The organism is Streptomyces sp. NPDC057307, assembly GCF_042667665.1.
Classification (GTDB): domain Bacteria; phylum Actinomycetota; class Actinomycetes; order Streptomycetales; family Streptomycetaceae; genus Streptomyces.
This window is the reverse complement of sequence record NZ_JBHUZM010000001.1, coordinates 38,653-60,795: the sequence shown is the minus strand read 5'-3', so window position 1 is coordinate 60,795 and position 22,143 is coordinate 38,653. Positions and strand designations below refer to the sequence as shown.

The following is a 22,143-nucleotide window of genomic DNA, read 5'->3' as shown; positions in this document are numbered from 1 at the left end:
GCCGAAGGTAGGTCTCGTACTCCTAGGGAAGCGGGTACGACGTCAACTCGGCTCCCCGCTCCTAGCGTTGGGGCCCAGCAGCCGTGCACAGCGTCCCCGAGGAGCAGCGGTCATGACCGAATGGACCGAACGTGACATCCCCGACCAGAGAGGCCGCCTGGCCGTTGTGACCGGTGCGAACTCCGGACTCGGCCTGGCCACCGCGACCGAACTCGCCCGCAGCGGGGCGGAGGTGGTGCTGGCCGTACGCAACACCGTCGCCGGGGAGCAGGCGGTCGCGGACATCCGGCGGACCGTACCGGGGGCGCAGGTGGAGGCACGCCAACTCGACCTGGCCTCGCTCCAATCCGTACGCGCCTTCGCGAAGGGGATGAACGACGACTTCCCCGCGGTCGATGTCCTGGTCAACAACGCCGGTGTGGTCCACCTCGGCCCGCCCCGTACCACCGGCGACGGCTTCGAGGCCCATTTCGGGGTCAACATGCTGGGCCACTTCGCGCTCACCGGTCTGCTGCTCGGCCCCCTCAGCCGGGCGGCCGGCGCGCGCGTGGTCAGCATCAGCTCGACCGCGCACCGGGGCGCCCGACTCGACTTCGACGACCTGATGTCGCGGAACAACTTCAAACCCCGCCGCGCGTACGCCCGTTCCAAGCTGGCCTGCACCGTGTACGGCTTCGAACTCCACCGCCGGCTGGAGAAGGCGGGCGCGCCCGTCATCAGCGTCGTCGCCCACCCCGGGATCTGCCGTACCAACCTCAGCCAGCGGGCGTTCGAGGAGCGCGGGGCGATCCCACGGGCCATCGACCGGTGGACACAACTGGCGTTCCCTTCGGTCCAAGGGGGCGCGCGCCCCCAACTGCACGCCGCGACCGCACCTGGCGTACGGGGCGGCCAGTTCTACGGCCCGTCCGGTTTCCAGGAGATCCGCGGCCCGGTCGCCCCGACGGAGCCCAACCCGGAGGCGTCCGACCCCGCGTACGGGAAGACGCTGTGGGAGGCCGCCGAGGGACTGACCGGCGTCAGCTATCTGTGACGGTTGTACAGGGCCAGGACCAGGACCAAGACCGTCGGGCGGGCTAACGGCCAGTTGACGCCGGTCAGTTCACGACGGCACGGCGGTCCGCTTCGCGGACGATGAGATCGGCGGTCCGTCCGGGGGTGAGCGCCGCGGTGTCGAACCACCAACCGACATCGCCGAACTGGCCCTTCATGTCAGCGTCGAGGGCTTCGTAACCGTCGAAGTCGAACCGGTCGCGAGGATCCCTGAGCGTGTTGCGGTGCTTGCAGACCTCGATGCCCGGTGTCAGGACGACGAACCGGACCCGGCGGGGCGTGAGGAGATCGAGGAAGAAGTCCAGCTTCTCGCGGGAGGGGATGATCGCGTCGATCACGGGCGTGAAGCCCGCGTCGGCGAAGTTGTTCGCCAGTGCGCACAGATTGCGGTGCAACAGCTCCACCTGCCGGGCCGCTTCGTCGGCGGGCTCGCCCAGGGCCCAGACGAAACCGCTGACAATCATCCTGTTGAACTCGTCGCCGTCGAGCCGGGCGGCACGCGGCAGCCGCTCGGCGACAAGCCTGGTCACGGTCGACTTGCCGGCGCCCGGCATCCCCGTCACCAGCAGGCAGTTCGGCGCTCCGGCGGTGGTCACGCCCGCATGGTGCCAGCGCGTCCGCCGGGGCGGCAATCGTATTTCCCGGTCCGGACCCGGTGCGGATCCCGGTGCGGATCCCGGTGCGGATCCCGGTCCGGGTGTCCGTAGGTCGCGGATCTCCCGCGTTTGTCGCCGACCCCCTCCGGGTTCGTCCTTGATCGGTAACAGAGGGGCCCTGCCCGGGCGTTCGTATGGCTTCATGAGTGCACGGCATCGGCGGAGACAGCGAAGGGGCGGGCGAACATGTCAAAGCACAAGGGAAAGGGATGGCACGGCCGCCTTCTCGCTACGGCGCTCGGAGTCACGGCGGTGGCCGCGGCAGCCTCGATGTGGACCGCGCAGGCCAACCCCGTCGCGGGGCGGCAGCCGGAAGCGCGGGTCTCCGTGCCGGACCAGGACCGGGAAGTGGCCAAGGTGGCGGCGGACATCGCGCACGCCTCGGACCGCGGTGCCCAGGGCGTCAACATCACCATCGACGACGGACCGGACCCGAAGTGGACGCCGCAGGTGCTGCAACTGCTGAAGGACAACGGTACGAAGGCCACCTTCTGCATGGTGGGCACGCAGGCCCAGGCGTACCCGGACCTGGTCAAGGCGGTGGTGGCGGACGGGCACAAGCTGTGCAACCACACGGTCTCGCACGACACCACCATGGACACCAAGTCCGAGGCATACCAGTCCAAGCAGATCCTCGATGCCGAGCGCATGATCACCAAGGCGTCCGGCGGCGTCCGGCCGGAGTACTACCGCGCACCGGGCGGTGCCTTCACCCCGTACAGCCGGCAGCTCGCCGCGTCCCGGGGGATGCGGCCGCTGGGCTGGAACGTCGACTCCAAGGACTTCGAGCGTCCCGGTGTGGACACCATGGTCGCCACCGTCAAGCGGGAGATCTCCGACGGCCCGACCGTCCTCTTCCACGACGCGGGAGGGGAGCGCTCGCAGACCGTGGCCGCGCTGCGCGAGGTGCTGCCCTGGCTGAAGCAGGAGGGGTACTCCTTCGGCTTCCCCGTACGGTGACCGAGTCCCGCCCGCACGGTCACTGAGGCCGGCCCGCACGCTGACTGAGGTTGGCCCGCACACCGACTGACTCCCGCCCGCACGGTCAGTGACTCCCACCCGCACCGCCACCCGGCCCCGGACTCCCGCCTCCACGGCCGATTCCGGGCGCCTTCCATGAAATGACATGGATCACAAAAGTGACCCGTGTGCGGAAAGCAACTGCCCCCTTATGCGGCAATTGCCCCACCTGTGCGGACGGTCTGCCGCACTCGCGCTCTGTCTAACGCGCTTCCGACAACGGTGTTTTCGGTCATACGATCACCAACCAAGCCCTGCGTGTCGCTGCCGCAGCGGTTGCCTCAACACGTGAACCCGCTTTTCGGGCCTCGCTTTTCGGGCCCGCTCCCAGACCCGTTGTCCAGACCTGTTTGTCGGACCCGCGAAGGACTCCGTTGAAGATTCGCCGCATACTCGCCACGGCCGTTGTCGCCGCCGTGACCACCCCCGTCGTCCTCCTCACCGTCACGCCCGCGCTCGCCGACGCCAAGCCGTCCGCCGGGTCGCAGGTGCGGGCGCAGCAGGACGAGCGGGGCAAACCGTCCATCGAGGAACTCGAGAAGGCCGCCGAGCAGGCGCAGAAGGCGTACGAGGAAGCCCTCGCCGCGCAGCGGGCCGGACAGATCGTTCTTGAGGCGGCTCTCTCCGACGACGCGCCCTTGACCGTCGCCGCGGCGGCCGCCAGGAAGGAGGCGGCGGCCGCCGCCACCGCCAAGGAGGACGCCGACAAGGCGCTCACCGACGCCCAGGCCGCACTCGCCGCGCTGCCCGAGACCGCCACCGACGAGGAGAAGGCGGCCGCGGAGAAGGCGGTCGCCGACGCCGGGACCGTCGCCGCCTCGGCGGGGGCCGCCAAGACCGCCGCCGACGAGAAGGCCGCGACGGCCGGCCGGGTGGCCGACGACGCGCGCGTCGCCGCCGCGCGGGAGTACTCGAAGGTCCAGAAGGCCCTGAAGGAGGCCCTTGAGACGAAGGAGGCCGCCGACAAGGCGCTCGCCGACGCCAAGGAGGAGGAGCCGGAGGAGCCCAACGAGCCGGACTGCGTGTTCGAGAGCAAGCTCACCACCGTCGCTCACGGCCTGCCGTCCAAGATCGTCGCGGGCTCGACGACCGACTTCTCGGTCCGCGTGGCCAACGGCACGAACAAGACGCTGGACAAGGTCTCCCCGTTCGTCTACTTCCACGCCACGGACAAGGGCGGCTACAACGTCATCGACGACGCCTTCCACCTGCAGTGGTCGACCACCGCGTCCCCGGGCTGGAAGAACGTGGGCGACGGCTACGCCGGCTCCATCAGCCCGCTGAAGGCCGGCGCCCACGCCGACGTGAAGCTGCGCCTGAAGGTCGACGCCAAGGCCCCGGCCGGGGACGGCCTCGCGTTCGTCGCCGGTGACTACTTCAACAATGACGAGTCCTGCGGCGGCAACCTCTCCACCGAGTACGCCTTCGAACTCCTCGCCGCCGGCAGCGTTCCCGGCGACGTGGACGACGCCGCGCCCGGCAAGACCACCCCGACCCCGGACACCAAGCCGCAGGGCGGCACGTCCACCACCCCGGCGAACACCACGGACGGCTCTCTGGCCAGCACCGGTTCCTCCTCGCCGCTCCCGCAGCTCGCCGCGGCGGCCGGCGCGGCGCTGGCACTCGGCGCCGTCACGGTCTTCACCGTCCGCCGCCGCCAGACCAACTCGGCCTCCTGACGCGGTCCTACCCCGCCACACCCTGAGAAAGGGCGCCTCCGTCACCGGGGGCGCCCTTTCCCGTTCCTGGCCGTCTCGCCGACGGCACCTCGGGAGTTTCCGTGGGTCGTGGTCGATGATCGCCTCGGCCGCCGTCCGCGAGCCCCGGCTGCGGGCCGCTCGGATGTGGGGCACTGTGCCGAGAGGGCAGGTGGCCGCCGCCGGGGTGGCGCGAGCGGAAGGGCGCACTGATGAGTGAGGACTCTCCCACGGAGGCGGCGAAGGGGACGGGGCAGGCGACCGCGACGGGGGTCGGGGCCGGCACCGGCACCGGGCACGGTCGGGCCGTGGTGCCGCTGGTCCGGATGCGGGCCCGTAGTCCTCGCGAGGCGCATCGGGCCGCCACCCCGCTGGAGCTGTTCTTCGACCTGTGCTTCGTCGTGGCGGTGGCGCAGGCCGGGGCGCGGCTGGTGCACGGGCTGGCGGAGGGGGACACCGGGCACGGCATCACGGGCTATCTGCTGGTGTTCTTCGCGATCTGGTGGGCGTGGGTGAACTTCACCTGGTTCGCCTCCGCGTACGACTGCGACGACGTCCCCTACCGGCTCGCCACCCTGGTGCAGATCGCCGGCGTCCTGGTCCTGGCCGCCGGAGTCCCGCGCGCTTTCGACCAGGCGGACTACACGGTCGCGATCACGGGCTACCTGATCATGCGTATCGCGCTCACTCTGCAGTGGCTGCGGGCGGCGCGCGGCGAGAGCGGGGCCGCCCGGACGACCGCACTGCGCTACGCGGCCGGGCTCGTCCTGGTGCAGCTGGGTTGGGTGGGGCTGCTGTTGCTGCCGAACGCGGCCTGGACCTGGGGGTTCCTGCTGCTCGTCGTCGCGGAACTGGCCGTACCGGCCTTCGCCGAGCACCGTCGGCGGACCCCGTGGCATCCGCACCACATCGCCGAACGCCACGGGCTGTTCACCATCATCATGCTCGGCGAGACCATCTCCGCCGCCACCGTGGCGGTGCAGTCGGCGCTCGACGAGTCGGCGGCCCTGGGCGAGCTGCTGCCGATCGCGGCGGGGGGACTCGTCATCGTCTTCGCGGCGTTCTGGATCTACTTCGCTGTGCCCATCCACGAGTATCTGATCTCCAACCGGCAGGCGTTCGTCTGGGGATACGGCCACTACGTGATCCTCGGCTCCGCCGCCGCGATCGGCGCCGGGATCGAGGTCGCCGTCGAACAGGTCACCCACCACGCGCACATCTCCACGCTCACGGGCTCCCTGGCGGTCACCGTCCCCACCGCGCTCTTCATGATCACGGTGTGGGCGGTGCACACGCGCCACTTCAAACGGAGTACGGCGCAGCATCTGGTCTCACCGATCGGCGCGGTGCTGGTGCTGGCCACCAGTGCCGCCGGGCACTGGGCCGTTCCGCTGGCCGGAGCGGTCGCGGCGGCCACGGTCGCCGCCGGCGTCTACCTCGCCGCCGTCGCGCCTGCCGGGCAGCAGGACGCGTAACCCGGTCGGACCCGCCGATCACCGATCAGGCGGCTGCCCGCAGAGTCAGTGCCGCCAGTGCGTGGGGCGCGCCGCTCTGGCCCCGTACGCCGGGGAACGCGTTGACGTCCACGATCAGCGGGGCGCCGCCGGCCGTCTCGATCACGTCCACGCCGTACACGTCGAGTGCGAACACCGAACCGACCGAACGGGCCAGTGCCGCCCACCCGTCGGGCAGCTCGTCCGGTGCGAGCGGCAGCGTCGGGGAGCGTCCCTCCGGTGCCAGTTCCGAGCGGCGCAGGCCGGCGAAGAGCTGGTCGCCGATCACCCACAGCTTGTGATCCCAGCCGTTGTTCGGGGTGAACTCCTGTGTCACCACGGGCTCTTGGGACCAGGTGCGGCACAGGGCGGTCAGCTCGGAGGCGTCGTCGACGCGGGCGACGAGGTCGTCGCGTCGGCTGTGGCGGCTCTTGACGACCAGCGGATAGCCGAGGCCGGTCTCCGCCGCGAGCCGTTCGAGGCTCGGTGCGGTCCGGGTGGCCGCGAAGGGCAGTCCGGCGGATCGGGCCAGCGTGGCCATCCGCGTACGGTCCTGGCAACGCCCGGTCGCCGAGGACGAGTTCAGGACCGGGACGCCGCGCTCCTCGAAGGACCGCGCGAGCGCCAGCGCGGACGGGGTACGCGCCTTCAACAGACAGACGTCGAGGTGTCCGGACGACGACGAGGCGCCGGGATCGATCACCGTGATGTGATGACGGCCCGTCAGGAGGGCTGTGGTGGCGGTGAGTAGGGGGTGGTCGGGACGGTGGGTGAGGAGGCCGATCCGCAGCCTTCTCATCGTCGCTCGCCGGGCGTCGCCGAGATCTGTACGGGAATCCGCACCGGGCCGGGCAGCGGAAGCGGAAGCGGTACGACGGGGGCCGGTGACGTCCCGCCCTCACGCGCCAGTTCCAGTACGGCGCGGGCCACCCGCGCCACGGCGTCCGGTACGGGCCGGAAGCTCGGGAAGTCGTTGACGTCGACGATCACCGGACCGTCCGGGCCGAGCAGCACGTCCACGCCGTACAGGTCGAGCCCGTATATTCGCCCCACGTCCCTGACCATCCCGGCCACCTCGGCGGAGAGCGGCACGCGCCGCTCGCGCAGAGGCTCATGCGGCTGATGCGACTGGCGTGACTGGTCTGACTTGTCTGAGTGATGCGACTGGTGCGGCTGAAGCGGCGAGCGCCGCTCGGCCGCGAACAGCTCGCCGCGGACGCAGTACACCTTGAGGTCGGTCCCCGAGTTGGGTACGTACGACTGGGCGATCAGCATCCCCTCCCGCGCCAATTCGGTTGTGAGCGCGGCCAGTTGGCCGGGGGAGCGCACCAGATGCACCGCCCGTCCCGAGCTACCGTCGGCAGGCTTGACGACCAGCGGAAACTCACTGTCCGGCAGTTCCGCCAGCGATTCGGGGTGCGCGACCACGTACGTCCGGGGCATCGGCAGCCCCCGGTGGTGCGCGATCACCGCGGCGAGTGCCTTGTCGCGTACGGCGCGGATCGACCGGGCGTCGTTGACGGTCGTCAGCCCGACCGCCGCCGCGGACTCCAGCAGTGTCAGCCCCGGACCCCCGGACACCGTCTTGAGCACCCAGGCGTCATGGACGCCGGCCTGGATCGCCTCGGGCAGCCGCACCAGTGCGCTCCCCGGCCACACCACGTCCACCTGGTGCCCCCAGGCGGTGAGTTGCCGGATCACCTCGCCGGGCATGCCGTCGTTCCGGTAGCGCTCCTCCACCAGAAAGCAGAGTCTCATCGGCTTCTTTCTCCTGGCCGCCCGGGGTGCTGAACATCGGCCGGCTTCGGCGGCGTCTCCGCGTTCAGCCAGTCTCGCTCAACTCGACTCAGCTCAGCTCAGCTGGAGAAGGGGACAGCGTCAGCGGCGGACGTGTGCCAGCTGGTGACGATCGGCTTGTCGACGATGAACGGGTCGACCTCCAGGGAAACCGGGTTCGGGTCGTCGCCGGCGACGGAGACGATGAGGTCGGACAGCTCCTTGCCGCCGTCCTCGTCCGTCGTCTTCGGGTTCACACCGGCGTAGGCGGCGACTCCCGCCCGCAGCGTGATGTCGTTACCGGCGGACTGCTCGGCGGGCTCGGCCTCGGTGCCGTCCGATCCGAACGCCACGACCGGCAGCGCGGCGGGTATGACGCAGGTGATACCGGTCTTGGCCTCGGCCTTGATCAGGAAGTAGCCGCCTGCCTGGGACTCGGAACTGACGCTCCAGGAAAGGTCGTTGGTACCGCAGGTCTGCCCGTAGCCGCTCTTGTCGCCGGCGTCCTTCGCGCCGCTTCCCGAAGTGCCGGTCCCGCTGCCGCCGTTGCTCTTGCCCGCACCCGCAGCCGCACCCGCACCCTCGCCCTTACCGTCGCCGTCGCCGGACGTTTCGTCGGGGGCCGTCGACGAGTCCGGTGCGGCGGTCGCGGAGGACCGGGCGCCGGTCGGCGCCGACGACGTGTCATCGCCCTCGCACGCTGTCATCAGCAGGCCCGCACCGAGCGCGGCGGTGACGGCAACGGCGGTGCGCAGACGACGGTTCATTGGAGTTTCTTCCGTTCGGAGTGACAGCTGCGGGGGTGGCAGGTGCTTCGTACCTCGTGCTTACGATCATCAGGATGGGCCGCTCATGGCTGCTGGTTCACGCGGTCTCACGTCCATGACGTCGTCGGCACGGCCCCGGCACGCCGCTGTTACACAGCTCGCGCGAAGGGGTCGTCACCACCGCCGATGCACGGTGGCCTTACCGCCGGTCACCAGACTCGCCGGCGGAACGTCATCGGTCACGACCGCGCCGGCGGCGACGACTGCGTCGCGCCCGATACTGACGCCGGGAAGGATCATGGCACCGGCGCCGATCCACACGTTCTCCGCCACATCGATGGGCGCGCCCGTGAGGTAGAGCCGCCGCTCCTCGGGATCAACGGGGTGGCCGCCGGTGATGAACGTGACCTTCGGGCCGATCATCACGCGGTCGCCGAGCCGAATGCCGGCGTAGTCCAGGAACGTGCAGTTCTGGTTGATGAACACGCGCTCGCCGAGGTCCAGTTGAAGGCCGTGGTCCGTGTAGAAGGGCGGATAGATCGTGACGCGCGGCGGCAGCGGCTTGCCGAGGATCTGCTCGAACAGTTCCGCCTTGCCCGCTTCGTCGTCGAAGGGCAGGACGTTCAGGCGGGAGGTGAGTTCGGTGACCCGCAGGACCCTCTCCGCCATGGCCTGGAACTCGGCGCTGTGTATGCGCATCAGACGGTCGTCGGACATACAGGATTCCTTCTTCCGGTGTATCGGTGGTGTCGGTTGTCTGGGTGACTGACAGTCAGTCGCCAGACTGGAGAGCCTCGCCGGGCCGCTGCTGGAGGCTGCTGTCAGCGGCCGTTCACGCCGTCGCCCGTCGCCCAGGACGGGAGCCAGACCGGCCCGGGGAGCCTTGGCAGGCTTCCGAGGTGGGCGATGACTCCACTGAGCCCCGGATGCGGATTCGCCCGGGGGAGGATGAGCGAGAGCGGGTATACGAGGGTCGGGTTCACGACCGGGATACGGCGCAGGTCGTGGCTCGTCGGCCAGACGTACCGGTCGCGTGCCCCGACGAGCGTGGCCACGTCCGCCGAGTCCGCGAGGGTGTCGAGGAGTACTTCGTCTCCGAAGTGCGGGCCCGCCGCGTCGATGCGGAGGTCGAACTCGGTGACGAGCTGGTCGTAGAACTCACCCCATTCGCTCCGGGGCGCGATACCCGGCATCCATATCCGGTGTCCGCGCAACTGCGACGGCGTCAGTTCCCGCGCGGAGGCGAGCGGATGTCCCGGGCCGACGAGAAGCTCCAGCGGAGAGTCGAAGGCGTGGATCATCCGCACGCCGGGCGGCAGTGCGGCCGGGTCGGTGACGGTACGGAACGAGGCGTCGACATCCCCCGCTTCGACGGCGGCGACCGCTACGCGCGGGTCGTCGACCCGGAGGGTCACCACGTCGAGGTCGGTTCCGGGATACGACCGCCAGTAGTCGTGCAGCACCACGGCCTGCGCGCTCCGCAGACCGAGAACGTCGATCCTAAGGGCGCGGGAGCCCGGTCTGACCGCGCTGACGGCGCGCTCGACACCCACGACGACGCTCCGGGCGTGGGGGAGGAGAGCCTGACCGTCGAGCGTCAGCTCGACTCCTCGGGCGGTACGTGTGAACAGACGGACGTCCAGCTCCCGTTCCAGGGCGGCGATCCGTTTGGAGACCGCCTGCTGTGTCACGCCCAGCTCATCGGCCGCACGCCGCAGCTGCCCGAGCTCGGCCGCCCGGACGAACGATCGCAATGCCTCGGTGTCCACTGATTCACCTTAGGCACCCACAACTGATCGTTGTGGGTGGGCGGGGATCGGTTGTTTGTGCGCCCCGGACCTGGCGGCCGCCGACCGTACGGCACGATACCGAGCAGCAGTTGAAATCGGCATCGAGAGGATCCGGTGATCGTGATGTCCGGAGAGACAGCAGAGACGGAACTGTTCGACTACGACGCGGAGTTGCGGCTGCACAACGAACACCTCCGCGCCGCCGCCCGCGTCGGCTCCGGCGACCGTGTGCTCGACATCGGCTGCGGCACGGGCCGGACCACGCGCGAGGCGGCCCGCGCCGCCGTCACCGGAAGCGCGCTGGGCATCGACATCTCCGCGCCGATGCTCGCACGGGCCCGCCGGCTCAGTGCCGAACAGGGACCGCCCAACGTCAGCTACGAACAGGCCGACGCCCAGGTCCACGGCTTCCCACCGGCGCGGTTCGACCTCTGTATCAGCCGGTTCGGCACGATGTTCTTCGCCGACCCGGTCGCCGCGTTCACCAATGTCGGACGCGCCCTGCGCCCCGGCGCGCGCCTGGTGCTGCTGGTCTGGCAGGACCGCGACGCCAACGAATGGGCCTCCGCGATCCGCCGGAGTCTCACCGCGGCGACAGCGACACCCGCGCCCCCTGCTTCTCCCACTCCCCCCACTCCTCCCGCTGCTCCCGCCCCCGGTCCGAACGCGTTCTCACTCGCCGACCCGGTCGTCACGGAAGGCATCCTGGCGGCGGCGGGCTTCATGGACGTCGGCTTCACCGACGTACATGAGCCCGTCTACTACGGCCCCGACACCGCCACCGCCTTCGACAGCGTGCTTCGCCTGCTGAAGTTCCAGGACCTTCTCGTCGGCCTTGACGCGGCGGCGGCCGAGCAGGCACGCACGCGGCTACGCGCCACCCTCGCCGCCCACGACACCGGCGACGGCGTGTACTTCGACTCGCGCGCCTGGCTCGTCACGGCCCGCCGCAACTGACCACCAGGCCCTGACAGGCGGCCGGCGCGGCGCTACGGGCGCGGGCTGATCGAGCTGTCCTTGTCGTAGATGTTGTCCGGCGTGGCGATCGTGGTGATCGCCCGGGCGAGAACGGTGGACGGCTCCTGGCCCTCGTACGGGATATCCGTGTTGATCATGATGACCAGGGTGGCCTTCTTCGAGGGCAGATAGACCGTCACGGTCTCGTACCCGGGGATCGAGCCGTTGTGCCCGATCCAGCCGTCGGCCTTGAAGATCCCGAGGCCGTAGGTGGTGCCGGGGAAGCCGGTGGGCAGCGTCTTGAGCCGTTGCCGCTGGGTCTCGGGGCTCAGCAGCGTCCCGGTGGCGACGATCGGGGCCCAGCGGCGCAGGTCGTTCAGGTTGGAGATCATCGCCCCGGCCGCCCAGGCCCAACTGGGGTTCCAGTGCGTGGTGTCCGCGGTGTCGCCGCTCAGCGTCTGGTCGGTGTAGCCGTGCGGGTGCGGCGCGGGGAACTCGGCGCCCTTCGGGAACAGCGTGTGGTGCAGATGGGCCGGGCCGAGCACTCGCTCGTGGATGAAGTCGGCGAGCCGGTGACCGCTGACCTTCTCGATCACCAGGCCGAGCAGGACGAGGTTGGAGTTGCAGTACTGGAACTGCGTCCCCGGCGCGAAGGTGTTCCGGTGCTTGAAGCCGTACGCGAGCGATTCCCGGGGCGTGAAGGTGCGCTCCGGGTTACTCAGCAGATCGTGTGTGAAGTCGGGGTCGGCGGTGTACGGGAACAGTCCGCTGCGCATCTCGGCGAGGTGGCGCAGCGTGATCCGGTGACCGTTGGGCACGCCGTGGATGTACTCGGAGATCGGGTCGTCCAGCCCGATCCGGCCGTCGTCCACGAGTTCGAGCAGCGCGGTGACCGTGAACGTCTTGGTCTCGCTGCCGATCCGCACGGAGGTGTCGGCGGACATCGGCCTGCCGGTGGCGGTGTCGGCCACGCCGGTCGCGCGGACGTAGTTTCCCTTGCCGGGCATCCACAGTCCGACGACGACGCCGGGGATGCCCGTCTGCTCGCGGACCTCCGCGATGGTCTTGTCGAGCCGGGCGGTGAGTTCACGACCGAGACCGTCGGACGTGGGGCCGGCCTTGTCGTGCGGGGCGGTTCCTGTCGGGGAGACGGCCGTGGCGGGTACGGCGGTGGCGGCCATCGGGGTCATCGGGGCCAGCACGGAGGCCGCGAGCAGCGCGGCGGCCACCAGACGGCGGGAGGGAGTACGTCGCATGTGGGGCGCCTCTTCCAGAAGGGGGGGCGGACCGCTGAACATCACCATCCGGTCCCGTGGCCGACGCTCCCTTGCCGTCCGGGCGCCGAGGAGTCCACTCATTCGGCGCCACGACGGAGTCGACCCGGCCGTCGGTCCTGACCCGGCCGTCGGTCCTGACCCGGCCGTCGGTCCCACGCTTGCCGTCGGTCCCGAACTCGCCGTCGGCCCCGCGCCCTCCCGTCGGCCCCGCGCCTCCCGTCGGCCCCGGGACCACGCCCTCATGACCCTGCCCCTTAGGCTGCTGTCGTTGGCCCATGCATCAGTACGGGGGGAGCAGGCCGATGAGTGATGTGACGGATGTCTTCCAGCCGCTTCAGCCGGCCGACCCGTCCGTGGTGGCGGGCTACCGGCTCGCCGCCCGGCTGGGCGCGGGCGGTATGGGCCGGGTCTACCTCTCGCACACCCAGGGCGGCCGGCCCGTCGCGATCAAGGTGGTACGGCCGGAGCTGGCGGACGACCCGGACTTCCGGCGGCGGTTCGGCCGGGAGATCAGGGCGGCCCGGCGGGTCCGGGGCGCGTACACCGCCGAGCTGATCGACGCGGACGCGGACGCCGTACCACCGTGGCTGGCCACGCTGTACGTGCCCGGCCCGTCCCTGGCCGAGGCCGTCGCCCGGCGCGGTCCGCTGTCGGTGACCGCCGTGCTGTGGCTGATGGCGGGGATGGCCGAGGCGTTGCAGGCCATCCACGCCGAGGGCATCGTGCACCGGGACCTGAAGCCGTCGAACGTGCTGCTGGCCGCCGACGGGCCGCGCGTGATCGACTTCGGCATCGCACTGGCGGCCGACGGAACCTCGTACACGGCGACGGGACAGACGGTCGGCACGCCCGCGTACATGGCCCCGGAACAGGCGTCCGGGGCAGAGGTCACGGCGGCCACCGATGTCTTCGCCCTCGCGCAGACGGCGGCGTTCGCGGCGCTGGGCAGGCCGCTCTACGGCGACGGCCCGGGCGTCTACGTGCTCTACCGGATCGTGCACTCCGAACCCGATCTGGACCTGCTGCCCGAGCCATTGCGCCCGTTGTTCGCCCGGTGCCTGGCCGCCGACCCGGCGGAGCGGGCCACGCCGGCGGAGGTCGTGGAGTGGTGCCGGCAGCGACTGGGAGCGGACGGGACACCGTCGGTGTGGCGGGAGATCAGCGGCCCGGCGGTCGCGGTCCCACCACCGGTGCCGGACCCCACCCCGGCACAGCCGCAACCGCTGATCGGCCGGACCGCCGGTCTGCCGCCGACCCGGCCTGCACGGAGGACCCTCAGACGGCGCACCACGCTGTTCATGGCCGCCGGTCTGGCCGGGGGCGCGCTGTTGATATCGGCCCTGACCTGGCGGGTCTTGGACGCGACGAGCGGGACCGACCAGCGGGACACCACGGGCTCGTCGACGTCCACCCCGGGCCCGGACTCCGAATCCTCGGGCCCCGACACGTCGAATCCCGACACCGACACCTCCGACACCTCGGGCCCAGCGGCTCTGGACGACGCCGGCGAACAGGCAGCCTCGCCCCGGGAGCCGAGGCCCGAGCCGTACCCCCTGATCATGCTGGACGCGAAGAACTCGGTGAATCTCAAGGACCCGGACACCGAGCCGAAGGGCCGCACGGGCGACATCCGCTTCGCCTGCCCGTCGATCGGCTGCCAACTGGAGAGCGACACAAGCGTGTTCCTCCAGCTGTACGGCAAACCGGGCGGCACCCTCGAAGAGTGCCGCCGACTGCTGAAGGACGAAAAGAACCACACCCTCCCGCTCGCCGGCGCGGCGAACGGCACCGAGATCTGCATCAAGGGCCCTGCGGGTGACATCGCGCTGTTCGTGATCTCGACGAAGTCGACGGCGATGCCGGACATCGCCTTCCTCCAGGGCGCCCTGTCGATCTGGCGGGACGCGGCCTAGACCCTCCCCGACGGAGCCCGGTCACGGAGTCGACCAGCCGCTCCGAGGGGCGGGAACAAGTCCCGTCAGGGTTCTTCGGGCCTGCGGGCCAGCAGGCAGGCGTGGGGTCTGTTCACCCGGCCGGTCGGCTCCTGTTCCAGCCTCGCGGTGATCACGAGTCCGGCCTGCTCCAGCAGGGCGATCACGCGGTCCAGGGGCAGGAGGTAGGACTCGTACGACACCGGACGGCCGTAGCCCTGGGTCGGCTGGAGCCGTTCGTCGCCGACGAAGTTTCCCCAGAGCAGGTAGCCGCCGGGGGCGAGCGTGCGGTGGAACTCGGCGAACACCGCCGGCAGCCACTGCGGGGGCGTGTGATGGGTGGAGTACCAGGCCAGGATGCCGCCGAGTTCGTCGTCCGTCATCTCCAGCGCGGTCATCGAGCCCGTGGTGAACCGCAGGTTCGGATAGGCGTGCCGGGCCAGCTCGATCATCTCCGGTGACAGATCGACGCCGAAGGCGGACACCCCCAGCCCGGCCAGGTGCGCCGTCATGCGGCCGGGGCCGCATCCCAGATCGGCGACCGGCCCCGGACCGGCCGTCCGCACGAGTTCGGCGAACCCCGCCAGCATCGCGCGTGACAGTGGGTCCAGCGCGGCTGGAGGCGGGACGCGTTCGACGTATTCGGCGGCGACCGTGTCGTACGACTCGCGGATGGCGCTCAGGAAGGAGGGGTCAGCCATGCGGGCGACGTTAGACCGGAGCACTGACAGGAGAGCTGACCCGAGAGCTGGCCGGGCCGGTGAAAGGCCTTGTTACGAGCCCGAGTTGAACCGCGCCACACCCACCGGCGCGGTTCCTGTCGGCCCGCATGCCACCGCCCCGTTCCTCAGCGGATGAGTGAGCGGGCGGTGGGCGCCAGCCGCAGGAGTTGAGAGGCCGCGGTCTGCGCCCGTTCGATGGCCGGAAGGATTTCGTTCCGTACGAGGGGCTGGGCCATCGCGGCGGCGAGGTGGCGGCGGTGGGCGGTCTCGTCCGGGTACGAGGTGAGGACCGCGACGACGTTCTCCCCCGTACGGACCGGGAGCGCGGGAAATGTGTTGGCCGCCGTCTCCGTGGTGAGTACGGCGAACGGTGCGGTCCCTGTCCGCCGCAGTTGTGGGACGAGGCCGTCCTGGATCAGTTCGGCGCCGCTGTGGGTGTCCGGAGGGAAGTGCCACAGCGCGGCGGCCACGAACCGGTCCGGTGGCGCGGCGTCCGGCCGGCACCGTTCGGACGGGGACACCGCCAAGCCGCTCCGGGCCGGCCCGTACCAGCCCGGGGCGGGCCGCAGCAGCAGGACGTTGTCGGAATCGAGCATGGTGGCGTTGGCCTGGGGGCCGTGCGCGGCCCAGACCGGCCCGCCGTAGAACGCCGACAGGGCGTCCCGCCGGGTCTCCATGTCCTCGAAGCCGCGCAGCCAGACGAAACGGTCCGGATCGTCGAGGTCGCGGAACTGGCCGAGGACGATCATTCCGGTGTCTTCCTGCGTTTCGACGAACTCGCGGTCGAACAGCTCGATCAACTCGTCCCGTCGGCCGGGGCGCAGGGTGTACTGGCGCAGTTCGATCACAGCAGGGTGGCCGACAGGGTCGGTTCCGGGCACGGCGTACTCCGTTCCTTCTCGTACTTCGAGCCGGCTGGACCGACCTGGGCCGACGGTAGGACCCGGGTGTGCCAGCACCTGTCAGTGTTTCGGAGCAGAATCCTCGGCATGTCCGCCGACCGGTTGCTGTCGATGCTGCTGTTGCTCCAGACCCGCGGCCGTATGTCGGCGCGACGGCTGGCCGACGAGTTGGAGGTCTCCGTGCGGACCGCGTACCGCGACCTGGACCGTCTTAGGGCCAGCGGCGTCCCGGTCTACGCGGAGCAGGGCCGTACCGGCGGCTATCAGCTGCTCGACGGTTACCGCACCCGGCTGACCGGGTTGAGCGAGCGCGAGGCCAGGGTGCTGTTCCTCGCCGGACTGCCCGCGCCCGCCGCCGATCTGGGGCTGGCCGACGAAGTGGCCGCGACGCGGCTGAAGTTGCTGGCCGCTCTGCCCGCGGACCTGCGCGACGAGGCGACCCGCACCGACGCCGTGTTCCACTTGGACGCTCCGGGTTGGTACCGGGAAGCCGAGGCGACCCCGTATCTGCCGTTGCTCGTCGACGCGGTGTTCAGCCGGCGAGCGGTGGACGTGCGCTATCGCCGTTGGCGCGAACCGCGAGAGGTGGAGCGGCGGTTGTATCCCTACGGCCTGGTGCTCAAGTCGGGCACCTGGTATCTCGTGGCGGCGGCCGAGGGCCGGACCGCCACCTACCGGATCACCCAGGTTCTCGACGCGGCTCTGAGCGACGAGCACTTCGAACGGCCGCAGGACTTCGTCCTGGGTGAGTACTGGTCGTCCTACCTGGACGGCTTCGAAACGCGTCGGTACACGGGCACCGCCACCATCCGGCTGTCTCCCAGGGGGCGCGAGCGGCTGGCGGCCAACGTCCCCGCCGAGGTGGTACGGGCATTCGCCGCCACGGCAGGCCCAGTTGGCGGTGACGGCTGGAGCGAGGCCGTCATCCCGACCGAGAGCACCGAGCACGCGTGCGGCGAGCTGCTGCGGCTCGGTACCGATGTCGAGGTCGTCGCGCCGGAGGAACTGCGCCGGGCCGTGGCGGACACGGCGTACGCCCTTGCCCGGACCTACGGACACGTCGGTCCCGGGGGGATGGGGACGGGGACGTGACGCCGCCCCGACGGACCGGCAAACCACCACGTCAGCGGGGCAACGGGGCAGCGGGGCAACGGGGTGAACTGCGGGAACCGGCCAAAGAAGAGGTGGTGGGTCCGGGGCGGCGCGGCAGTCCTGCCACGCCGTCGTGCAGTATTCCGCAACTCGTAACCTGCAATTCCCAATTCATTACCCAGTCGGTCGACAGTCAGAGGTAATTGGCCCTGGATTCCGTAATGCCCCGCATAACGCATGCGAGAGGAAATTTCACGGAATCGCACAACCATTCACCGGTACCCCATGTCTGATCAACGGAGTCAGCAGACTCCAAAGATTGACTGGATGATCGGACGCCACGGAAGCACGCAAGAGAGTTTTTCCGTGCGCCCCTTTCTCAGACGTGGGGAAACACATGCGCATTCGTGCCTCTGTCGCCGCAGTGACAGGCGCCCTGGCCCTCTCCGCTCTCGCCGTTCCGGCGGCGCAGGCGGATGACAGCAACACCGTCTCCTCGTTCACGAAGAACGCCGTGGCCGAAGCGTCGGCCGAGTCGTCGGTCGACGTGGCGGCCGACGACGTCAGCGGAGACACCACAATCTCGAACGTGGTCGTAAACGGCGGCAAGTCCGTCGTCATGGGCGCGACCACGAAGAAGACCTTCACGGTCAGCTTCACCGCCACCGACGACTCGGGCATCGAGTGGGCGACCGCGGTGCTGTGGCACGGTTCGACCTTCGACAACCTGGACGGGGGCGGGGTGCCCAACGAGGCCGAGGCCGTCTGCACCCAGGTCGACGACACGACCTCCACCTGCAAGCACACCTACACCGTCGACGCCAACTACGACCTGTTGAACAAGCTGGCGGGCGGCTGGAAGGTCTGGGCGATCGCTCAGGGTACGGACGCCGACTACGTCCAGAAGGACAACGCCAAGGGCTTCAACCTGCAGCGCATGTCGAAGCTGACGGTCAACGCGTCCCCCGAGCCGGTGGTGAAGGGCAAGACCGTCACGGTCACCGGCGCGCTGACCCGTGCCGACTGGGAGTCGAACAAGTACGTGGGCCTCAGCGGCCAGTCGGTGGTGCTGCAATTCCGCAAGGCGGGCACCACCAACTACACCAATGTCAAGGGCATCAAGTCGACGACGGGCGGCGCGCTGAAGACCACGGTCACGGCGTCCGCCGACGGCTATTACCGCTTCACCTACGCGGGTATCGCGTCCACCGCGACGGTCAGCGCCGCAGGTGACTACGTCGACGTGAAGTAGTCCGCCTAGTCCCCCCCGTAACGGACCCACGGACCCACAGAACTACGGACCCACGGAACTACGGACCCACGGAACTACGGACCCACGGAACTACGGACCCACGGAACTACGGATTCACGGAACTACGCGGAAAGCGGCGGCCGCCCCACCTCCATCCGAGGTGCAGGGCGGCCGCCGCCATTTCAGCGATTGCCCGCCGCGCCTCGGTGGCCCGGACCGCCCCGCTCCACCCCTACCTCGGTACTGGATCCACGTTGGCTCCCAGGTATGACGCCCGGCGCGCGGCCGTCCCCGCACTCTGCGTTCCGTCAGCACGAGAAGAACGCGGAAGGGCACGGCATGAGGCTAGGCAGCGGTAAGCGACAGCAGGCGGACGACCGGCCGGAGGGTCCGGCCGCCACACCCGGGCTCGCCGTCGAACTGCGCGGTGTCCGGCGGCGGTACGGCCGGGGCGCGCGCTCCGTGCAGGCGCTCGCGGGCGTCGATCTCGCCCTCCCGCGCGGCACGTTCACCGCCGTCATGGGCCCGTCCGGGTCCGGCAAGTCCACCTTCCTGCAGTGCGCCGCCGGGCTCGACCGGCCGACGGAAGGGTCCGTGCGACTCGGCGGTACGGAGATCACCGACATGAAGGAGGACGAGCTGACCGAGCTGCGCCGCAGTCGCCTCGGGTTCGTCTTCCAGGCTTTCAATCTGCTGCCGTCGCTGACCGTGGAGCAGAACGTCCTGCTGCCCATGCGGCTCGCCGGGGAGCGCCAGGACCGCGGCCGGGCCGCCGCGGTGCTCGCGCAGGTCGGGCTCGCCGACAAGGCGCGGCGCCGGCCCGGCGAACTCTCCGGCGGCCAGCAGCAGCGTGTGGCCGTCGCCCGTGCCCTGGTCACCAGCCCCGACGTGGTGTTCGCGGACGAGCCCACCGGCGCCCTCGACACCGTGACCGCCGCCGAGGTCCTCGGCCTGCTCCGGCACGCGGTGGACACCCTCGGCGCCACGGTCGTCATGGTCACCCACGACCCGGCCGCGGCGGCCTGGGCCGACCACGTGCTGTTCCTCGCCGACGGCGCCTTCGCGGGCGGCCTGGAGCGCGGTTCGGCGGAGCAGATCGCGGCTCGGATGGCGACGCTCACCGCCCGTACCTCCCACGCGGGCGCGATGGCGGGTGCGGCGGCATGAGGCTCCCCAACGGGCTCGCCCGTTCGGCCGTCCGCTTCAAGCCCTCGTCCTTCGCGGGGACCTTCGTCGCGCTGATGATGTCGGCGCTGATCGTCACGGCCTGCGGCATCCTGCTTGAGACCGGACTGCGCGCGTCCGTGCCGCCGGAGCGGTACGCGAGGGCGCCGGTGGTCGCGGCGGCGGACCAGTACGAGTACGTCGTCACCGGCAGCGGCGAGGACCGCGAGAAGGAAGCCGTGCCGCTGCCTGACACGGCACGGCTGGACGCCGGGCTGGCGGCGAAGGCGGCCGGGGCGCCGGGTGTGGCCGCCGCCGTCGCGGACTTCACCTTCCCGGTGCGCCACGGCGGCGAGGCGCTCACGGGCCACGGCTGGGGCTCGCACGCCTTCACCGGTACGGCGCTGATCACCGGCTCCGCGCCCCGCGACGGCGAGGTCGTGCTCGACGCGGCCACGGTCCGCGCCGCGAAGGCCGACGTCGGCGACACCGTCGCGCTGGAGACCGCCTCCGGGCGGCAGGACTTCCGCGTCGCGGGCGTCGCCAAGGCCGGGCCCGCGGACACCACCCGCGACGCCGACACCGACGCCGGGACCGGCACCGGGGGCGCCATCGCCTGGTTCGCCGACGCCCAGGCCCCCACGCTCGCCGACCACCCCGGCAAGGCGGACGCCATCGCCGTGCTGGCGAAGGACGGCACCGACTCCGACGCTCTCGCCGACTCCGTGAGGAAGGCCCTGGCCGGCTCGGGCGCCGATGTGCACACCGGCGACGACCGGGGCGCCATCGAGGACCCGGGCCTCGCCTCCGCCAAGGTGACGCTCTTCGGAATCGGCGGCTCCTTCGGCGGCATAGCCGCCATCGTCGCGATCTTCACAGCGGCCGGGACCGTGGCCCTGTCGGTGTCCCAGCGAGCCTGCGAATTCGCGCTGCTGCGCGCCGTCGGCGCCACCCCCCGGCAGATCCGCCGCGCGGTCGCCTCCGAAGCACTGCTCATCGCGCCGGTCGCCGGGATCCTGGGCTGTCTGCCCGGCATCGGGCTCGCGCACTGGTGGTTCGGGCAGTTGCGGGACCGGGGCGCGGTCCCGGAGGCCGTACAGGTGCATGTCTCCGGGATTCCCCTTCTCGGCGCCGTCGCCATCGGGTTGCTCACCGCGCTCGGCGCCGGCTGGATGGCCGGACGCAGGCCCGCGAGGATCAAGCCGGGACAGGCGCTCAGCGAGGCGTCGGTGGAGCGGCTGCGGCCCGGCGTGATCCGTACGATGCTCGGCATCGCCGCCCTCGTCGGCGGCACGATCCTCACCGGCGTCTCCGCGAACTCCGCGGGGGACGACGCGGCCGGCGCCGCCCTCGGCGTCGTCATGCTCTTCATGCTCGCCGTCGCGCTGCTCGGCCCACTGGTGGCACGGCTGTGCGCGGGCCTTTTCGGCCTCCCGCTGCGCGGCGCCGGCGCGTCGGCGTCACTGGCCGCCGCCAACTCCCGTACCAACGCACGCCGGTTGGCCTCCGCGATCACTCCGATCGTGCTCGCCGTGGCCTTCGCGTCGACCCTCGTCTTCATGTACACGAGCGAGAGCCGCGTCGCCGACAAGCAGGTGCGCGCGGGCATCACCGCCGACCACGTGGTTACGCATCCGGCGGGCCTCCCGGTGGACGCGGCGGCGAACGCCGCCGGCGTACCGGGCGTGGACGCGGCCGTCGGCCTGCTGAACACACAGGTGCTGGTGCCGATCGGCTCAGGCGAGTTCAAGTCGCTGCAGGGCGCGGCGACGCAGGGAGTCACCGGCTCCGGCGCCGAACTCGCGAAGGTGCAGGATCTGGACGTTCGCAAGGGCAGCCTCGACCGGCTCGGCGGGAACCGTATCGCCATCGACAAGAGCCTGGCGACCTCCGCGGACGTCGGCGTGGGCGACCGGCTCCCGCTTTACCTCCCCGACGGCACCAAGGCCGACCCCGAGATCGTCGCGATCTACGGCCGGGGCCTCGGTCTGGCCACGGTGACCATGGACCGGGCGGCCCTGACCGGGCATGTCACCTCGGGCTTCGACAGCACGCTGCTGGTTCATGGCGGCTCGGGAAAGTCGCTCGCCGCGCTGGGGCAGGTCACCGACGCCTCCGGCTACGCCACCGAGCGGAGCCTCGACGCGGAGCTGGGCGCCTGGCTGAACAACACCATGGCCGCGGTCCTCGGCGGCTTCGCCGCAGTCGCCGCCGTCAACACCCTGGTGATGACGGTCCTCGACCGCCGCCGCGAGCTGGGCACGCTGCGCCTCGTCGGCTCCACCCGGCGCCAGGTGCTGACGATGCTCCACTGGGAGGGGCTGCTGGTCTCCACGGTGGGCGTGGTCCTCGGCTCCGCGATCGCGGCGGCCACGCTGATCCCGATGATGCGCGGTACGACCGGCGAACTGCCGTACGTACCACCGCTGTTGTACGGGTCCCTGGTGGCCGCCGCCGGCGGTCTGACCCTGCTCGCGGTGACGCTGCCGGCGCGGGCGGCACTGCGCCGCTGGTCGTAGCGCGTACGTACGGAGCGGTAGCCGGCGTCACGTCGGCCACCCGGCGACGGCGACGGCGACGACCGCGCCCACGAA

19 protein-coding genes are annotated in these 22,143 nt (G+C 70.8%); 10 read left to right on the top strand and 9 right to left on the bottom strand.

Annotation, left to right across the window (positions count from 1 at the left end):
* Positions 1–112: 112 nt before the first annotated feature.
* Positions 113–1,033 carry an oxidoreductase gene (locus ACFUN8_RS00245; RefSeq protein WP_383629487.1) on the top strand — a complete coding sequence of 307 codons (921 nt, stop codon included), beginning with the start codon at positions 113–115 and terminating at the stop codon, positions 1,031–1,033.
* A 64-nt stretch (positions 1,034–1,097) separates the two neighbouring features.
* Here the strand turns inward: ACFUN8_RS00245 and ACFUN8_RS00240 are convergent, their stop codons facing one another.
* Positions 1,098–1,649, bottom strand: coding sequence for an AAA family ATPase (locus tag ACFUN8_RS00240; protein ID WP_383629485.1), 552 nt, complete (start codon positions 1,647–1,649; stop codon positions 1,098–1,100).
* Positions 1,650–1,895: 246 nt separating this feature from the next.
* Between ACFUN8_RS00240 and ACFUN8_RS00235 the strand changes: the two genes are divergently transcribed.
* The 3 genes from ACFUN8_RS00235 to ACFUN8_RS00225 all read left to right on the top strand — a co-directional run bounded on the left by ACFUN8_RS00235 (position 1,896) and on the right by ACFUN8_RS00225 (position 5,901).
* Positions 1,896–2,669, top strand: a complete 774-nt coding sequence (locus ACFUN8_RS00235; RefSeq protein ID WP_383629483.1) for a polysaccharide deacetylase family protein — start codon at positions 1,896–1,898, stop codon at positions 2,667–2,669.
* A 434-nt stretch (positions 2,670–3,103) separates the two neighbouring features.
* Positions 3,104–4,408: a peptidase gene (locus tag ACFUN8_RS00230; RefSeq protein ID WP_383629481.1), complete on the top strand. Its 1,305-nt coding sequence runs from the start codon at positions 3,104–3,106 to the stop codon at positions 4,406–4,408.
* Between the two features lie 230 nt (positions 4,409–4,638).
* On the top strand, positions 4,639–5,901 hold the full coding sequence (locus ACFUN8_RS00225) for a low temperature requirement protein A (RefSeq protein ID WP_383629479.1): 1,263 nt from the start codon (positions 4,639–4,641) through the stop codon (positions 5,899–5,901).
* 25 nt (positions 5,902–5,926) lie between these two features.
* On the opposite strand, the gene ACFUN8_RS00220 is transcribed toward ACFUN8_RS00225, so the two are convergent.
* The 5 genes from ACFUN8_RS00220 to ACFUN8_RS00200 all read right to left on the bottom strand — a co-directional run bounded on the left by ACFUN8_RS00220 (position 5,927) and on the right by ACFUN8_RS00200 (position 10,231).
* Complete coding sequence (locus ACFUN8_RS00220) at positions 5,927–6,709, bottom strand: RimK family alpha-L-glutamate ligase (protein ID WP_383629748.1); 783 nt, start codon at positions 6,707–6,709, stop codon at positions 5,927–5,929.
* Positions 6,710–6,714: 5 nt separating this feature from the next.
* The gene (locus tag ACFUN8_RS00215; protein WP_383629477.1) at positions 6,715–7,677 is read right to left on the bottom strand and encodes a RimK family alpha-L-glutamate ligase; all 963 of its coding nucleotides are present in this window, start codon (positions 7,675–7,677) and stop codon (positions 6,715–6,717) included.
* Between the two features lie 98 nt (positions 7,678–7,775).
* A complete protein-coding gene (locus ACFUN8_RS00210; RefSeq protein ID WP_383629475.1) occupies positions 7,776–8,462 on the bottom strand; it encodes a DUF4232 domain-containing protein in 687 nt (228 codons plus the stop codon).
* A gap of 174 nt (positions 8,463–8,636) precedes the next feature.
* Entirely contained in the window at positions 8,637–9,179 is a 543-nt protein-coding gene (locus tag ACFUN8_RS00205; RefSeq protein ID WP_383629474.1) for a DapH/DapD/GlmU-related protein, read from the bottom strand.
* Positions 9,180–9,283: 104 nt separating this feature from the next.
* Complete coding sequence (locus ACFUN8_RS00200) at positions 9,284–10,231, bottom strand: LysR family transcriptional regulator (protein WP_383629472.1); 948 nt, start codon at positions 10,229–10,231, stop codon at positions 9,284–9,286.
* Positions 10,232–10,375: 144 nt separating this feature from the next.
* Here ACFUN8_RS00200 and ACFUN8_RS00195 point away from each other — a divergent pair, with 144 nt between their 5' ends.
* The gene (locus tag ACFUN8_RS00195) at positions 10,376–11,209 is read left to right on the top strand and encodes a class I SAM-dependent methyltransferase (RefSeq protein ID WP_383629470.1); all 834 of its coding nucleotides are present in this window, start codon (positions 10,376–10,378) and stop codon (positions 11,207–11,209) included.
* Between the two features lie 32 nt (positions 11,210–11,241).
* Here ACFUN8_RS00195 and ACFUN8_RS00190 read toward each other — a convergent pair whose 3' ends face one another.
* Entirely contained in the window at positions 11,242–12,465 is a 1,224-nt protein-coding gene (locus ACFUN8_RS00190; RefSeq protein ID WP_383629468.1) for a serine hydrolase domain-containing protein, read from the bottom strand.
* Positions 12,466–12,788: 323 nt separating this feature from the next.
* On the opposite strand from ACFUN8_RS00190, the gene ACFUN8_RS00185 reads away from it, so the two are divergent.
* Entirely contained in the window at positions 12,789–14,399 is a 1,611-nt protein-coding gene (locus tag ACFUN8_RS00185; protein ID WP_383629466.1) for a serine/threonine-protein kinase, read from the top strand.
* A gap of 65 nt (positions 14,400–14,464) precedes the next feature.
* On the opposite strand, the gene ACFUN8_RS00180 is transcribed toward ACFUN8_RS00185, so the two are convergent.
* Both ACFUN8_RS00180 and ACFUN8_RS00175 read right to left on the bottom strand, forming a co-directional pair.
* The gene (locus tag ACFUN8_RS00180; RefSeq protein ID WP_383629464.1) at positions 14,465–15,118 is read right to left on the bottom strand and encodes a class I SAM-dependent methyltransferase; all 654 of its coding nucleotides are present in this window, start codon (positions 15,116–15,118) and stop codon (positions 14,465–14,467) included.
* Between the two features lie 146 nt (positions 15,119–15,264).
* Positions 15,265–16,020 (bottom strand): NIPSNAP family protein, encoded by a 756-nt coding sequence (locus tag ACFUN8_RS00175; RefSeq protein WP_383629462.1) that lies wholly within the window; start codon positions 16,018–16,020, stop codon positions 15,265–15,267.
* A gap of 108 nt (positions 16,021–16,128) precedes the next feature.
* Between ACFUN8_RS00175 and ACFUN8_RS00170 the strand changes: the two genes are divergently transcribed.
* The 4 genes from ACFUN8_RS00170 to ACFUN8_RS00155 all read left to right on the top strand — a co-directional run bounded on the left by ACFUN8_RS00170 (position 16,129) and on the right by ACFUN8_RS00155 (position 22,068).
* Positions 16,129–17,133, top strand: a complete 1,005-nt coding sequence (locus ACFUN8_RS00170) for a helix-turn-helix transcriptional regulator (RefSeq protein WP_383629460.1) — start codon at positions 16,129–16,131, stop codon at positions 17,131–17,133.
* Positions 17,134–17,530: 397 nt separating this feature from the next.
* Entirely contained in the window at positions 17,531–18,385 is an 855-nt protein-coding gene (locus ACFUN8_RS00165) for a DUF5707 domain-containing protein (protein ID WP_383629458.1), read from the top strand.
* Positions 18,386–18,724: 339 nt separating this feature from the next.
* Positions 18,725–19,552, top strand: coding sequence for an ABC transporter ATP-binding protein (locus ACFUN8_RS00160; protein WP_383629456.1), 828 nt, complete (start codon positions 18,725–18,727; stop codon positions 19,550–19,552).
* Complete coding sequence (locus tag ACFUN8_RS00155; protein WP_383629454.1) at positions 19,549–22,068, top strand: FtsX-like permease family protein; 2,520 nt, start codon at positions 19,549–19,551, stop codon at positions 22,066–22,068. The genes ACFUN8_RS00160 and ACFUN8_RS00155 overlap by 4 nt, the downstream gene beginning before the upstream one ends.
* Positions 22,069–22,143: the final 75 nt, after the last annotated feature.